We start from the raw sequence: 14,644 nt of genomic DNA on the forward strand, positions 1-14,644 counted from the left end.
TCTTGGCGATGAGGCGTGGCGATGTTCGGACGCAGGACTTTCGGCAAGCAGCAGCACAGCTTTGCCGATCTCAAGAAAATGATGCGTCCGACGCCGGATGCCGATGGCGTGACGCGCGTTTTCTCAAAGGAGCTCTGGGACGATCCGAAGATCGGTTCATTCCTGCGCGAGGCCGGCTTCGCGCCGGACGATCAGCGCAACATCATGCGCACGGCGGATGATTACATCGCTCTTTTCGCCGCGGCCAGGTACCGGCTTCAGGTGCGCACCGAGACCTTCAACGCTGAGATGGCGGCGCGCCATGGCTATTGCCGCGCCATGCCCTTTCTGGTCATCGACCAGTCGATCTGGGACGGCGAGCACGGCGCGTTCCTCTATGCCCAGATGGATCTCATCGGCTTCGACGATTGGAACGTCGTCATGCTGGCGGCGGATGCGCGGACGACGCAATCCTGCGGCCTGCCGACGCATCCGGGTTCAGTCCCGGCACTCTCCCAGGCCATGACCGGTCACGTGCTCCGTTGGAAGGCGCGCTATGAATCGACGCTGGAGGAATTCGGCGTCACCGCCACCGGCGGCCGCAGCATCACGCGCGAGCAATTCGAGGCGGAGAAAGACGCGCTGCGTCGGGAGATCATCGACACCGTCGCCGCGATGAAGCCGCGCGTGGTCAGCGAATAAATCCTCAGCGGATCAGCAGGGCGGTGCCATAGAGGCCGAGCGCGAACACCGTGTGCGAGATCACGTTGAAGGCGCGGATCTGCATCGGGTTGGGGCGCTTTGAAGCGGCCCAGCCGGCACCCATGCCCGGCGCCAGCAGGAACCAGCCGGCGCCGATGGTGACCATGCCGAGGATGAAGGCCGGCAGGAAGGTCGGCGCGTCCAGCCAAGCTTTGCCCACCAGCGCCACCAGGATGACGCCGTAGACGATGCCGGTGAAATAGTGGAAGGCCCAGCCCAGCGCCGTCTCATGCGCGTACGGCGCGGCATGGGCGATGTCGTCGTGGAAGACCTTGCCGTCCCTGAGATGCCAGACCCAGCGGCCGGGCGGCCCCCAATTCGGCCGCGGCTGGCCGAGCGCCAGATGCAGGAACAGCGCCCAGAGATCCATCAGCACCGTGGCACCGATGCCGATCGCAACACTGCGCCAGATGATGTCGAACATCGTCGATATCCCCCAAAAGCAGGCCATCGCGCCGGGCGGGCGCGATCGCCAGGTTATGGCAATCCGGGATTAGAGCTGGCTCAGAATGTGAGCCGCACCCGATGTGTCGACGCCGGGCTTGGTCTCGACATTGAGCGCGGTGACCTTGCCATTGTCGACGATCATCGAAAAGCGTCTCGCGCGTAACCCCATATCGTTGCTTACGAAATCGAGGCCGACCGACTTGGCGAAATCGCCATTGCCGTCGGCGAGATAGAGGATCTTGCCTTGACCGCCGGTGAAATTGGCCCAGGCGCCCATGACGTGGGCATCGTTGACCGAGACGACGGCGATGGTGTCGACGCCGCGCGCCAGGATGGCGTCGTGGTTCTCGAGATAGCCCGGCAGATGGTTGTTGCTGCAGGTCGGCGTGAAGGCGCCGGGAACGCCGAACAGCACGACCTTCTTGCCCGCAAAGATCTCGGCCGAGGTGATCACCTTGGCGCCGTCGGCGGTCATTTCCTTGAAGGTCGCATCGGGCAGCTTGTCGCCAACGGCAATGGTCATGATGGTCCTCGTGTCAAAGCAGGGAAGGTTCCTTGCGATAGCGAAATCAGGCATCTCCCGCAACCGCCGACAAGACCTGGATCAAGGGAAAGCCTGGATCGGGACGTGTATCAGGGGAACGGCAGAACGCCCTCGACCGCGCCTTGCGCACTTGTCAGGGTGTAATACAACCCGCCATCGGTCGGTGTTGCCGACGGCCGGTCGAGGATCGGGATGGTAAACACCAGCCGGCCGTCCTTTTCGCTGCGCGACGGCGCCCCGAACATGTAGTCGCGTTCACCGGCGACGAAGAAATCCGCTGCCTCCGGATCGCCGGGAAAGGTCGCCTCGACGACCAGCGTCTCGTGGTCGCCGGGCAGGACCTTGATGCCGAAATCGGCCTTGGCAGGGGCGGGTAGGGTGGCAAGGGCCGCCTTCACCAGCGCCGCATCCTCGGCATTGTCGGGATCGGCGGCGGGATCGACGCTCAGCCGCGTCTGGACCGGGATGCAAATCGTCTCGCAGATGCCGAGAAAGATATCGGCATCGATGACGGCCGCATCCCCAGGCGACGACACGGTGAATGTCACCGGCAGCGAGACCGGATGGTTGTAGCCGGCCCATTTGCCGTAGCCGTCGTCATGGCGCTGCGGCGGCGGGAAGGAAAACGCCGCATCGGTGATGTTGGTGCTGGCCGAGACATCGATCTGCGGCGGCACGCCGGCATCGCCCGGATCGCGCCAATAGGTCTTCCAGCCGGGCTTGAGCGCAATATCGAGCACGCCGTGGATGCGGCCGGCCTCGTCGGCCTTGCCTGATGTCACCAGCCGCACCTTGCCGCCTTCGCTGTTGTACCAGTCGGAAGAGGAGGCTGCGGCGGGCAGGGTTGCTCCGCATCCGATGGCGGCGGCGAGCAGCAGGATTTTCAAGCTTTGCATGGCGGTGATTTGATCGTCCGTTCATGGCCGCGCAATGTTTTCATGGCGCTCTGCGTATCATATTTGCGTGACCTTTGGGCGAGGAACAGTCGCGTTCAAGCATTCCGCCAGGGTCGATTTGAGCTGAAGAATCGTTTGCGCCAGCCATTGGGCTTTCGGCGAATCGCGCGCGGCGCATCTTTTCGGCGTCCCGGAAACGCGTTACGCTCCCTCCATGGACTTGTTGCGCCACAAGAAGACGGCCGGCGGACGCGGCTTTCTCGACGACCAGTTCCTGATTGCCATGCCTGGCATGAAGGACGACCGCTTCACGCGCTCGGTCATCTACATCTGCGCGCACAGCGATGAAGGCGCCATGGGCCTGATCATCAACCAGACGCAGCAGATGCTGTTTCCCGATCTTCTGGTGCAACTCGGCATCATGAACGAGCAGGAAGCGATCCGTCTGCCGGCGCAGGCCCGCGACTTCGTCGTGCGCAATGGCGGCCCGGTCGACCGCAGCCGCGGCTTCGTCCTGCATTCGGGCGACTACCGCGTGGAATCCTCGCTTACCGTCTCTGACGACATCTGCCTGACCGCCACCGTCGACATCTTGCGCGCCATCTCGTCCGGCCGCGGCCCGCGCCGCGCGCTGATGGCGCTCGGCTATTCCGGCTGGGGCGCCGGCCAGCTGGAAACCGAGATCGCCGAGAATGGCTGGCTGACCTGCCCGGCCACGCCGGAGCTTCTGTTCGACGCCGACATCGAACGGAAGTACGACCGCATCCTGGCGTCCATCGGCATCGACCTGGCGCATCTCAGCCTGGCTGCGGGACACGCGTAGAGCCTTCGCCTTCGAGCCTCGCCTTCGTCCACCTTCGAGATTAGCCGAGGCCTCTGCCCAAGCCACCATGCGCCCAGGCAATGCGCCTGAACGCGTCAAGCCTGCGTCATCGGATACTGCTCTTTCAGCGCCTTCAGCACCTGATCGCCGGGCATCGGGGCGCCGAACATGAAGCTCTGGACGTATTCGCAGCCCATCTGCCGCAGTTCCAGCGCATCGCTCTCATCCGAAATGCCCTCGGCCACGACTGACAGGCCAAGCTCATGCGCCATGTTGACCATGGATTTGAGCAGCACCGCGCGCTTCGGCGTCGCGTCGTCAACAAAGCTCTTGTCGATCTTGATGGTGTCGAAGGGGAAGCGCGTCAGATAGGCGAGCGAGGAATAGCCGGTGCCGAAATCGTCGAGCGACAGGCCGATGCCGAGCTGCTTCAGCTTGGTCAGCACATGCGAGGTCTGCTCCGGATTGTCCATGACCAGCGATTCGGTGAGTTCCAGCCGGAAGCAGCGCGGCTTCAGATTGGCACGCGCGATGACCGAGCGGACGTCGCTGACCAGGTCGCGGCGGATCAGCTGGCGGCTGGACAGGTTGACCGACACCGACAGCGGCGTGTCGCCGATCTGCTTTTGCCAGCCGGCGAGGTCCTCGGCCGCCTGCTGCATGGCAAACAGGCCAAGCTGTACGATCAGGCCGCAGCTTTCGGCGACCGGAATGAAGTCGCCCGGCGGGATCATGCCGCGGCGCGGATGGTCCCAGCGCAGCAGCGCTTCGAAGCCGGCAATGCTGCCATCCTCGAGCCGCACGATCGGCTGGTAGGCGAGGGTGAATTCGCGCCGCTCGATGGCGCGGCGCAGATCGGATTCGAACTGCAGACGATCGGTGCCGACGGTGCGGAAGGCCGGCCGGAACGGCTCGATCCGGTCGCCGCCGAAACGCTTGGCCTGGTGCATGGCAAGCTCGGCGTCCTTGACCATGTCCTCGGCCGAAGTCTGCGCCGAAGTCCAGGTGATCAGGCCGATCGAGGCGGTCAGCACGATCTCGCGCTTGGCGAAGGTGATCGGGTTGTTGATGGCGTGCTTGATGGCGTCGGCAACCGCCGCGATGCGGGACGGGTCCTGTTCGGACAGCAGCATCAGCGCGAACTGGTCGCCGGCAAAGCGCGACAGCGAATCCTTCGGCTTCAAGAGCCGGTGGAGGCGGCGCGCAATGGTGAGCAGGATGGTGTCGCCGGCCGAGATGCCAAGCCCGTCATTGACCTGCTTGAAGCGGTCGATGTCGATGACGAAGACAGTTGGGCGCACCTTCTCTTCGGTGCGTGCGATCGAGATGATGGCTTCCAGCCGGTTCATCAGAAGTTCGCGGTTGGGCAGGCCGGTCAGATTATCGTGAACGGCATCGTGCAACAGCCGTTCCTCGGACTTTTTCTGCTCGGTGACGTCGACCATGGTGCCGACGCAGCGAATCACTTCGCCGTCCGAGCCGATCACCGGCCGGGCTCTTAGCGAGAACCAGTGGTAGTGCCCGTCGGCGCCGCGCAGGCGGAAATTCTGCGAGACCCGGCCGCGCCGGTGTTCCAGCACCACGTCGAGCGTGGTGCGGAAGGTGTCGCGGTCATCGGCATGCAGCACCGGCAGCCAGTTGCGGGCGGCACCGCCCAGGCTGTTCGGCGCAAGGCCAAGCTGGATGCTGACGTCGGGCTTGGTGACGACGCGGTCGCGCAGCACATCCCAGTCCCACACCGTGTCGCCGGAACCGGCCACGGCAAGCGCCTGGCGCTCGAGGTCGGAGAACAGGCCCTGATGCAAAGCGCCGCCGGCAAAGGCATGCTGCATGACGGTGAAGCCGATCAAAAGGATGATCAGGATCAGCCCGCCGCCCAAGGCCGGCTGGGCGATGTCGTTGTCGAGCATGCCGGTGATCGCCATCCACGATCCGCATAGCCACAGCAGCACCATCACCCAACTGGGCACCAGCATGATGGCACGGTCGTAGCCGCGTATGCCGAGCAGGATGATCAGACCGAGGCCGGTCAGCGCGGTGGCGGCAAAGGACAGCCGCGCGATGCCGGCGGCGACCGCCGGATCGACGATGGCCACGCCCGCGATCAGCAGCAGGCCGAGGATCCAGACCACCGCGCCATAGCTGAAATGGCCGTGCCATCGGTTTAGGTTGAGATAGGCGAACAGGAACACCACGAAGGTCGCCGCAAGCGCCACCTCCGTGCCCGCCCGCCACATCTGCTCATTGCCGGGCGATATCTCTATGATCTTGTTTAGAAAGCCGAAATCGACGCAGATATAGGCAAGCACCGCCCATGCGAGCGCTGCCGTTGCCGGGAACATCGACGTTCCCTTGACGACGAAAAGAATGGTCAGGAACAGCGCCAAAAGGCCGGCGATACCGATGACGATGCCGCGAAACAGCGTGTAGGAATTGACCGAGTCCTTGTAGGATTCCGGCTCCCAGAGATAGACCTGCGGCAGCTTGGGCGAGGCGAGTTCGGCGATGAAGGTGATGACGGTTCCCGGGTTCAGCGTCACCCGGAACACGTCGGCGTCGGGGCTCGACTGACGGTCGAGCGCGAAGCCCTCGCTGGGTGTGATCGCGGCGATGCGCGTGGCGCCGAGATCGGGCCAGAAGATACCGGAATTCACCAGCCGGAAATGCGGCGCCACGATCAGGCGGTCGAGCTGCTGGTCGGTGGTGTTGGCCAGCGCGAACACCGCCCAGTCACCGGTCGAGCGTGCATCATTGGCCTCGACCTCGATGCGTCGCACGATGCCGTCGGGGCCGGGCGCGGTCGACACCTGGAAGTTTTCGCCCTGGTCGCGGTAGATCTCGACGGCGCGCGACAGGTCGAGCGCGACATCGTCGCGGGCAATCTTGATCGGTTCAACGGCGAAGGCCGGGAGCGCCGCGCAGAGCGTGACGACAGCCGCCAGAACAACGGCCAACAGCGACCCGTTTCGCAGGAAATTCGTCAAAAATCAGTCCTTCGTTCCAGCGCCCGGCGGATCGTCCGCGATCCGGGCGTAGAGGTAGTGGTCCTGCCAGATGCCGTTGATCCTGAGGTAGGATCGCAAAAGTCCTTCGCGCCGGAATCCGGCTTTTTCAAGCACTCGGATCGACCGGGCGTTGTCGGGAATACAGGCAGCTTCGATCCGGTGCAACCTCAGCGTATCGAAGGCAAAGCGGCAGACCACCTTGACCGCGTCGGTCATCAGGCCGCGGCCGCCAAACCGCTCGCCGATCCAGTAGCCGACATGGCCGCTTTGCGAGACGCCGTGGCGGATGTTGCCCAGCGTAATGCCGCCGGCGAGCTTGCCGCTTGCCTTCTCGAAGATGAAGAAGGCGATCGCGGTTCCCTGTGCATAGTCTTCGCGGTAGCGGCCGATGCGCAGCCGCCATGCGGTGCGGTCGAGCTCGTCGGGCGTCCAGCGCGGCTCCCACGGTTCGAGGAAGGCGCGGCTTTCGCCGCGCAGCGCCGACCATTCGCGATAGTCGTTGGTGTAGGGCACGCGCAGCGTGACCCGGTCGCCCTTCAGTGCCGGCAGGTCACGGCGAAAGAAAGGGAGCGCGAACACGGGGCGCGCCTTGAGGGGACTTAGACGGCGAGCTTGCGGGCCGTGGTGTGCGTGCCCGCAAGCGAATCGAGGATCGCCTCATAGGGCGCGAGCGTACCCACGGGGCCGACGGCGGTCAGCGTCGGCTTGGTCGAAAACAGCCGTGACGACAGGTCGGTCAGCCGCTCGATGGTCAGCGCCGACAGTCGTTCCATCAACTCCTCCTTGGCGATCGGTCGGCCGAACAAAAGCAGCTGCCTGGCGATTTGCGAGGCGCGGCTGGCCGGGCTTTCCGCCGACATGATCAGTCCGGCGCGATATTGCGCACGCGCCCGGTCGAGTTCTTCCTGCAGGATGTTCTCGCCGGCCTTCTGCAACTCGTCGATGATGACGGGCACCAGTTCGGCAATGTCGCTCTGCCCGGTCGCGGCGTGCACGCCGAAAATGCCGGTGTCGGAAAAGCCCCAGTGGAAGGCATAGACGGAGTAACACAGGCCGCGCTTTTCGCGCACTTCCTGGAACAGGCGCGATGACATGCCGCCGCCGAGGATCATCGACAGCACCTGCGAGGCGTAGAAGTCGCGCACATGATAGGCGCGGCCTTCGAAGCCGAGCACGATCTGCGCGTCCATCAGGTCGCGATCCTCGCGGAAATCGCCGCCGACATACTGCGCGTATTGCGGCATGGTGCTGTCGGCCTTGCTGCGGAAGCCACCTAGCTGCTTTTCCACTTCGCGCACGAAATTGTCGTGTTTGATGTCGCCGGCCGCCACGATCACCATGCGCTCGGCGCCATATTGCCGTTCGATGAAATCGTGCAGCTGTTTGGAGGTGAAGGATTTGACGGTTTCCGGCGTGCCAAGGATCGAGCGGCCGATCGTCTGGTGGCGGAACGCCGTTTCGGTGAAACGGTCGAAGACGATGTCGTCGGGCGTGTCGTGCGCGGCGCCGATCTCCTGCAGGATCACATGCTGCTCGCGCTCCAGTTCCTGCGGGTCGAACTCGGACTCCTGCAGGATGTCGGCAAGGATATCGACGGCCAGCGGCACGTCGTCGGACAGCACCCTGGCATAGTACGACGTCGTTTCGACGCTGGTGGCGGCATTGATCTCACCGCCGACATCCTCGATTTCCGAAGCGATTTCGAAGGCGCTACGCCTTTTCGTGCCCTTAAAGGCCATATGCTCGAGCAAATGGGCCATTCCGTGCTCGTCGTCACGCTCATTGCGAGCGCCCGACTTGACCCAGGCACCAAGGGCAACGGATTCGAGGCTTGGAAGGGTTTCGGTGGCGACTGTCAGGCCGTTCGACAGACGGCTTACCTCAACACCCATATGGCAAGTACTCCCTAACGCGCTGCCCTTGAGTGGCGGCTCACGTAATCTTCCACCATTTTCAGGTCGGATGGAAGTACCGTGTATTTTTCGTCGGCTGACATCAAGGAGCCCAGCCATGCAGGCAGGGCCGGTGACACGCCGCAGGCGGCTTCGACAGCCGCCGGGAACTTGGCCGGATGCGCCGTGCCCAGCACCACCATCGGCACGGCGCCGTCAGCCTTGCCGGCGGCGACATGCACTGCCGCGGCCGTGTGCGGATCGAGCAGATAGTTGCTGGTTTCAAGCGTTGAGCGGATGGTGGCGGCAACCTCATCCATGCCGGCGCGGCCGGCGTCGAATTCGGCCCGCATCCTGGCCATTTCAGCCGTTTCGATGGTGAAGGCGCCGGATTGTTTCAGCCCGGCCATGTAGCGCCGCACGGTTTCGGAGTTGCGGTCGGAGGCCTCGAACAGCAGCCGCTCGAAATTCGACGACACCTGGATGTCCATCGATGGCGACGTCGTCGCAAACACACCCTTGGTGCGGTATTCGCCGGTCGCGAAGGTGCGCGCCAATATGTCGTTGTCGTTGGTGGCGACGATCAGCCGCTCGATCGGCAGGCCCATCTTCTTGGCGGCGTAGCCGGCAAAAATGTCGCCGAAATTGCCTGTCGGCACGGTGAAGGAAACGGGCCGGTCCGGCGCGCCGAGCGAAAGCGCCGAGGAGAAATAATAGACGATCTGGGCCATGATGCGGGCCCAGTTGATCGAATTGACGCCCGACAGCGAGACGCCATCGCGGAAGGCATGGTCATTGAACATGTCCTTCAACAAGCCCTGGCAATCGTCGAAATTGCCTTCGATGGCCAGCGCCTGGACGTTGGCGGCGGTCGATGTCGTCATCTGCCGCTGCTGCACCGGCGAGACGCGGCCATGCGGGAACAGCACGAAGATATCGGTGCGGTCGCGGCCGGCAAAGGCGTCGATGGCCGCACCGCCGGTGTCGCCCGAAGTGGCGCCGACGATCGTGGCGTGCTGGCCGCGCTCGGCCAGCACATGGTCCATCAGCCGGGCAAGCAGCTGCATGGCGACGTCCTTGAAAGCCAGTGTCGGACCGTGGAAGAGCTCGAGGATGAAGGTGTTCGGGCCGGTCTGCACCAGCGGGCAGACGGCCTGATGGCGGAAGGTCGCATAGGCTTCGCGCACCAGGCGCTCGAAAACGGGTGGCGCGATCTCGCCGCCGAGGAACGGCGTCAGCACGCGGATGGCGAGGTCGGCGTAAGGCAGGCCGCGCATGGCGCGGATATCGGCTGCCGAAAACTCCGGCCACTCGCGCGGCACATAGAGCCCACCGTCGCGTGCCAGTCCGGCCAGCACAGCGTCCGAAAATCCCAGCGCGGGCGCTTCCCCGCGAGTACTCACATATTGCATGTCACAGACCCGTTGCCGCTTGGCGTTTCCGTTCACCACAGAGTGGTTAATTTCTGCGCTGGCTCAGTCGCATTTTTGCCGCGCCGTTGCTATACGTCACCAGCTTTGCGAGAGGGAAGTGCAGTTTCATGGCGTTTTATAAGTTCGACCGTCGCTTTGTCGCGGGTCTGGCGCTCACCGGCTTTATGCTTGCCGCCGCCGGCTGCCAATCGAGCGACAATGGCATCCTCAACCTCGGAATAGGTAAGAAGACCGACCCGAATGCGCCAATACCGCCGCAGGACCCTAAGATTCTCGCCAGCCAGTTGCAGGCCTATTGCCCGAAAGTGACGGTGCGCGACGGCACGGCCTACTTCAACACTTACGCCAAGGGTGCGCCGCAGCCGAAAAAGAAAAAGGCTGACGCAGAGGCCGAGGCCGCTGCCGCCGCGCCGACGGCGCCGGACGGAACCATCGTCGATCCTAACAAGGATCCGACCAAGATCATCTACCAGGCCTCGATCAGCGATGTCAGCCGCGATTGCAGCCGCGCCAACGGCCAGCTGACGATGAAGGTTGGCGTTGCCGGCAAGATCGTGCCGGGACCGATGTTCGCCCCCGGCACCATCACCATGCCGATCCGCATCGCCGTCATGCACGGCACCGACGTGCTTTATTCGCAGATCCACCCGTATCAGATCCAGGTCAGCGATCCGTCGACCGCGACCCAGTTCGTGTACACCGATTCCAACGTCGTGGTGCCCGAACCGTCAGCCAGGGACTATCAGGTCTATGCCGGCTATGACGACACCGCGCCGGCGGCAGCGGACAAGAAGTCCGGCAAGAAAAAGAAGCGGGCTCCCGCAACGAACTAGAGCAATTCCAGGAAAAGTGTGTGCGGTTTTTCCGTCCGGAATTGCGTAAAAACAAAGAGATAGAGCGGTTCACCGTTTCCGTGAAACGGTGAAATGCTCTAGGCGTCGCCTGAGCGCCGTCGCTGACGCGACGGTGGCGGTCAACTCTCTGAAAGATCGAAACGATCGGACCTTACCCTGCAGGTGTGCGCCTGCAGGCGGGTGGCGTCTTGCGCTCTAAATCCTGACCCATTCCACCAGCACACTTGACTCATTCATATCCCGGCGGTTATACGTCAATCAATAGCTCGCAGGTTATTGATCCCGATGCCAGACGCCCACGACACTCTGTTCAGAACGCTTGCCGACCCGACCCGGCGGGCCATTTTCGAGCGCCTGTGCCGCCAGGGTGAGCAGACCGTTGGGGCGCTGACGGCGCAGTCCGGGGTCTCGCAGCCGGCAGTGTCGAAGCATCTCGGCGTCCTGAAGCAGGCCGGCCTGGTGCTCGACCGACACGCCGGACGGCAGACCCATTACAGCGCGCAGCCAGCGGCACTCGGTCCGCTGACGGACTGGACAGTTCAGATGACGGGGTTTTGGGAGAGCCGCTTCGATGATCTCGAGAACCTGCTGAAAAGGATGGACCAGTGAGCAAGCCGGAACTGCGCACCGTCGTCGTGGAACGTGAAATATCGTGGCCGGCGGAGAAGGTATGGCGCGCGCTGACGCAGCCGCATCTGATGGAGGAATGGCTCATGAAGAACGATTTCAAGCCTGTTATCGGCCACAGCTTCAATCTTCGCGGCGACTGGGGCGGCGTGCTCGACTGTGAGGTCCTCACCATCGAGCAAAACAGGACGCTGTCCTACAGTTGGGATTTTGCCCATGAGGATGCGGCCTACAATCTCAAGAGCGTGGTGACGTTCACGCTCACACCAACGAGCACGGGCACTCGTCTGCGCGTCGAACAGTCCGGCTTCCACCCCGATCAGAAACAGGCCTATGGCGGCGCCAGGGCCGGGTGGCAGCAATTCCTCACCAGGCTGGAGCAGCTTCTGGCGAAGCCAGATTGAGGCCTGCCGGCACACTTCAACGCCGTGCCCTGATCGTGGGGCCACCGAACGCTACAATGGAGAAAATCGATGAAGATCAAGCTGACCAGCGTCTACGTGGACAACCAGGACAACGCCCTGCGTTTTTACACCGACGTGCTGGGCTTTGCCGTGAAGGCCGACTTCAGCAATGGGCCTTTTCGCTGGCTGACCGTAACCTCATCCGATGAGCCCGAAGGAACCGAACTGCAACTCGCGCTCAACGACAATCCGGCCGCCAAAACCTATCAGCAGGCTATCTTCAAGCAAGGTCAGCCCGCGCTCATGCTGTTCACCGACGACATCAAGGGCGACTATGAGCGCATCAAGGGGCGCGGCGGTGCGTTCGCCATGGCGCCGACCGAAGTGACCGGCTCGACCATTGCCCAGCTCAACGACAGCTGCGGCAATCTCATCCAGATCACCCAGCTGGCACGCTGGTAAGCGCGCGTTTTCAAAAGGAGGAGGCAATGAACTTGAGCAAATGGATACGCCAAACCCACCGTTGGCTGTCGATCATCTTTACGGCGACCGTGACAGCCAATTTCGCCACCATGGCATTCGGGCAGCCTCCGGCATGGGTGGTCTATTCGCCGCTGCTGCCGTTGTTCCTGCTGCTGTTCAGCGGGCTCTACATGTTCGTGCTGCCCTATGTCGCGAAATCGGGCGGCGAGCAACGCGCGCAAGGGTAGCGACGATGGCCAAGGCACCCGGACAATCGAAGGCCGCAAAGCCGGCCCCGGCCAAACCAACGTCCGCCAAGCCGGTCCTGCTTTCAGGCGGCAACCCGCAGATCGCCAAGGCCTATGGGGATGCGCCCGTGCAAGCCTATATCGCGGCCATGCCGGGTTGGAAAAACGATGTCGGGCGCCGCCTCGACGCGCTCATCGTCGGCGCCGTTCCCGGCGTCTACAAGGCAGTGAAGTGGAACTCACCGTTCTATGGCATCGAGGGCGAGGGCTGGTTCCTTAGCCTGCATTGCTTCACCAACTACGTCAAAGTCGCCTTCTTCCGCGGCATGTCGCTGGATCCCATTCCTCCCGGCGGCTCTAAGCAGAAGGACGTGCGCTATCTCGACATCCATGAAGGTGAAGAGATCGACGAGGCCAGGTTTGCCAGCTGGGTGAAGCAGGCCAGCAAATTGCCCGGCGAGAAGATGTGAACGGAGGAGACCATGAAGACCAGCGGTGCGAACAAGTCAGAGGCAGGCCCCTCTGCCTCCGAGCGGATAGACGCCAGAATCCGCGAGCTGGACGACTGGCGCGGCAAGACGCTGGCCAGCCTGCGCAAGACCATCCTCGACGCGGATCCTGAGATCATCGAGGAGTGGAAATGGATGGGCAGCCCGGTGTGGTCGCGCGACGGCATGATCGCCGTCGGCAACGCCCACAAGGACAAGGTGAAGCTCACCTTCTCGCACGGCGCCAGCCTGCCGGACCCCGACAAGCTGTTCAACAACGGCCTCAACGGCAAAGTGTGGCGGGCGATCGATGTGTCCGAGGGCGAGGCGATCGATGCGGATGCGCTGCAAGAACTCGTCCGCGCCGCGATTGCTTACAATCAAGCAAAGAAGAAACCGGCCCGAGCCAAGTCGGCCAAGGGCAAGGACTGAGGCAGTTCAGGCGTCCGACCACTCGGACAGCGCGGCAATCACGCTTTTCAGTTCGGCCCAGCGGCGGATGACCGTTTCGGCGCCGGCTTCGGTCAGCGCATCGGCATGGCCGGGATAGCTGTGCGCGGCCCCGGTGAAGCCGATCACGCGCATCCCGGCGGCCCTGGCGCCGGCGACGCCGTGCACGGAATCCTCGATGACGAAGGTGTTTGCCGGATTGGCTTTGAGCTTCTCCGCTGCGAGCAGGAACACGTCGGGGGCGGGCTTGGTCCTTTTGCTCGGTATCTCCAGCGCTGAAAAAATCCGGCCGGCGAAGAACGGCAGCAGGCCAACCTTCTCCAGCATGAATTCGATCCGCTCGGAGCGTGAGTTCGAGCACACGCAACGCGGCGCGGTCACCGCCGCCACCGCTTCGCGCACGCCGTCGATGGCGCGCACGTCGCTGCGCAATTTGCGGTCGACCAGTTCTTCGGCGCGGTCGATCATCGAAGCCTGGAACGGGATGGCCGACTTCTCCTCGACCCGCATCATGATGTCCTTGAAGGTCAGCCCGGCATAGGTCTCGGCGATCTCCTCGGCCGATATTTCGAAGCCGGCCATGGTCAGCAACTCGGCCTCGACGCGGGCGGCGATGATTTCAGAATCGACGAGCACGCCGTCGCAATCGAAGATGACAAGATCTGGCTGGGGCATGGCAATCCGGAACTGGGGCGAGGGGGCAAGCCCGAGAGGGCTCAGGCGGCGCGGCATACACCAACAGGCCGGGCTGCGCAAATTAAGGAAGCCGATCGATAGGTCTCAGGTTGAACCCAAAGGCCCGGCCAGCGCTTCATCGCTCGAGAATTTTGCGCGCAGCATCGGCCGCGCTGTCGAGCAGAATTCTACCGTGTCCTTGCCCTATCTCGCGTCGATAGTCCGAAAAGAACCAGATTTTCACGTACTCAGGAGAGGCTCTGGCCACGCCCCGCGGCATCTCAAAATGAACAACGAGCTTTGCGTCGACCAGAACGACATACTCGTCATCGAATTGATCTGGCACCTCTTTGATGAGGTGGAACACGGTGCCGTGTACTCCAAGCGAGGAGACGGCTTCGATCAGGGCGAAGTCGCGAGAGGATGCCTCGGGCTTAAGCCTGATCCCTTCAACATCGTAACGGTCTCTAAGGTACTTGGGAGACATCAGTCAGCTGTATCGCGTTTTCTTGCGGATCGCCGGGCTCAGGCGCAACGGCGTCCAGCTTGTCACGAAGGCCGACCATCGACCAGAGAGTCTGCGGCAGACTGACGGCTAATGCGGACGATATTTTTAAACTGAGACTTCCGCGCCGGTTGCGCCCTTCACCGAATA

The 14,644-nt window shown here is 63.0% G+C and carries 18 protein-coding genes; 9 read left to right on the forward strand and 9 right to left on the reverse strand.

Features of this window, described 5'->3' with window-relative positions:
- Window positions 1-21 precede the first annotated feature (21 nt).
- A complete protein-coding gene (locus AC1DYJ_RS17440; RefSeq protein ID WP_477289315.1) occupies window positions 22-681 on the forward strand; it encodes a hypothetical protein in 660 nt (219 codons plus the stop codon).
- Between the two features lie 4 nt (window positions 682-685).
- Here the strand turns inward: AC1DYJ_RS17440 and AC1DYJ_RS17445 are convergent, their stop codons facing one another.
- The 3 genes from AC1DYJ_RS17445 to AC1DYJ_RS17455 all read right to left on the reverse strand — a co-directional run bounded on the left by AC1DYJ_RS17445 (window position 686) and on the right by AC1DYJ_RS17455 (window position 2,628).
- Window positions 686-1,165, reverse strand: a complete 480-nt coding sequence (locus AC1DYJ_RS17445; protein ID WP_477289317.1) for a DUF2938 domain-containing protein — start codon at window positions 1,163-1,165, stop codon at window positions 686-688.
- Window positions 1,166-1,234: 69 nt separating this feature from the next.
- Window positions 1,235-1,711, reverse strand: coding sequence for a redoxin family protein (locus AC1DYJ_RS17450; protein WP_477289319.1), 477 nt, complete (start codon window positions 1,709-1,711; stop codon window positions 1,235-1,237).
- 110 nt (window positions 1,712-1,821) lie between these two features.
- Window positions 1,822-2,628, reverse strand: a complete 807-nt coding sequence (locus tag AC1DYJ_RS17455; protein WP_477289321.1) for a protein-disulfide reductase DsbD domain-containing protein — start codon at window positions 2,626-2,628, stop codon at window positions 1,822-1,824.
- Window positions 2,629-2,842: 214 nt separating this feature from the next.
- Here AC1DYJ_RS17455 and AC1DYJ_RS17460 point away from each other — a divergent pair, with 214 nt between their 5' ends.
- Entirely contained in the window at window positions 2,843-3,451 is a 609-nt protein-coding gene (locus tag AC1DYJ_RS17460) for a YqgE/AlgH family protein (RefSeq protein ID WP_023668405.1), read from the forward strand.
- 95 nt (window positions 3,452-3,546) lie between these two features.
- Here the strand turns inward: AC1DYJ_RS17460 and AC1DYJ_RS17465 are convergent, their stop codons facing one another.
- From AC1DYJ_RS17465 to thrC, 4 genes are read right to left on the reverse strand one after another with little or no spacing between them, the layout of a single operon-like run.
- Window positions 3,547-6,435: an EAL domain-containing protein gene (locus AC1DYJ_RS17465; protein WP_477289323.1), complete on the reverse strand. Its 2,889-nt coding sequence runs from the start codon at window positions 6,433-6,435 to the stop codon at window positions 3,547-3,549.
- A gap of 3 nt (window positions 6,436-6,438) precedes the next feature.
- Window positions 6,439-7,035, reverse strand: coding sequence for a GNAT family N-acetyltransferase (locus AC1DYJ_RS17470; protein WP_352584641.1), 597 nt, complete (start codon window positions 7,033-7,035; stop codon window positions 6,439-6,441).
- A 20-nt stretch (window positions 7,036-7,055) separates the two neighbouring features.
- Window positions 7,056-8,348, reverse strand: coding sequence for a M16 family metallopeptidase (locus AC1DYJ_RS17475; protein ID WP_477289325.1), 1,293 nt, complete (start codon window positions 8,346-8,348; stop codon window positions 7,056-7,058).
- 14 nt (window positions 8,349-8,362) lie between these two features.
- Window positions 8,363-9,760, reverse strand: a complete 1,398-nt coding sequence (gene thrC / locus AC1DYJ_RS17480; protein ID WP_477289327.1) for a threonine synthase — start codon at window positions 9,758-9,760, stop codon at window positions 8,363-8,365.
- A 128-nt stretch (window positions 9,761-9,888) separates the two neighbouring features.
- Between thrC and AC1DYJ_RS17485 the strand changes: the two genes are divergently transcribed.
- The 7 genes from AC1DYJ_RS17485 to AC1DYJ_RS17515 all read left to right on the forward strand — a co-directional run bounded on the left by AC1DYJ_RS17485 (window position 9,889) and on the right by AC1DYJ_RS17515 (window position 13,296).
- Window positions 9,889-10,614, forward strand: coding sequence for a hypothetical protein (locus AC1DYJ_RS17485; RefSeq protein ID WP_477289329.1), 726 nt, complete (start codon window positions 9,889-9,891; stop codon window positions 10,612-10,614).
- Between the two features lie 306 nt (window positions 10,615-10,920).
- Window positions 10,921-11,244 (forward strand): ArsR/SmtB family transcription factor, encoded by a 324-nt coding sequence (locus AC1DYJ_RS17490; protein WP_181058304.1) that lies wholly within the window; start codon window positions 10,921-10,923, stop codon window positions 11,242-11,244.
- A complete protein-coding gene (locus AC1DYJ_RS17495) occupies window positions 11,241-11,666 on the forward strand; it encodes an SRPBCC family protein (RefSeq protein ID WP_477289331.1) in 426 nt (141 codons plus the stop codon). The genes AC1DYJ_RS17490 and AC1DYJ_RS17495 overlap by 4 nt, the downstream gene beginning before the upstream one ends.
- A gap of 69 nt (window positions 11,667-11,735) precedes the next feature.
- Window positions 11,736-12,128, forward strand: a complete 393-nt coding sequence (locus AC1DYJ_RS17500) for a VOC family protein (RefSeq protein WP_477289333.1) — start codon at window positions 11,736-11,738, stop codon at window positions 12,126-12,128.
- Between the two features lie 26 nt (window positions 12,129-12,154).
- On the forward strand, window positions 12,155-12,376 hold the full coding sequence (locus AC1DYJ_RS17505; protein ID WP_477289335.1) for a hypothetical protein: 222 nt from the start codon (window positions 12,155-12,157) through the stop codon (window positions 12,374-12,376).
- A gap of 5 nt (window positions 12,377-12,381) precedes the next feature.
- A complete protein-coding gene (locus AC1DYJ_RS17510; RefSeq protein ID WP_477289336.1) occupies window positions 12,382-12,846 on the forward strand; it encodes a DUF1801 domain-containing protein in 465 nt (154 codons plus the stop codon).
- A gap of 12 nt (window positions 12,847-12,858) precedes the next feature.
- A complete protein-coding gene (locus AC1DYJ_RS17515) occupies window positions 12,859-13,296 on the forward strand; it encodes a DUF1801 domain-containing protein (protein ID WP_477289337.1) in 438 nt (145 codons plus the stop codon).
- Window positions 13,297-13,302: 6 nt separating this feature from the next.
- Here AC1DYJ_RS17515 and AC1DYJ_RS17520 read toward each other — a convergent pair whose 3' ends face one another.
- Both AC1DYJ_RS17520 and AC1DYJ_RS17525 read right to left on the reverse strand, forming a co-directional pair.
- Window positions 13,303-13,989, reverse strand: coding sequence for an HAD family hydrolase (locus tag AC1DYJ_RS17520; RefSeq protein WP_477289338.1), 687 nt, complete (start codon window positions 13,987-13,989; stop codon window positions 13,303-13,305).
- Window positions 13,990-14,125: 136 nt separating this feature from the next.
- Window positions 14,126-14,476, reverse strand: coding sequence for a hypothetical protein (locus AC1DYJ_RS17525; protein ID WP_477289340.1), 351 nt, complete (start codon window positions 14,474-14,476; stop codon window positions 14,126-14,128).
- Window positions 14,477-14,644 lie beyond the last annotated feature (168 nt).

Source organism: Mesorhizobium sp. P2_B11, from assembly GCF_056404855.1.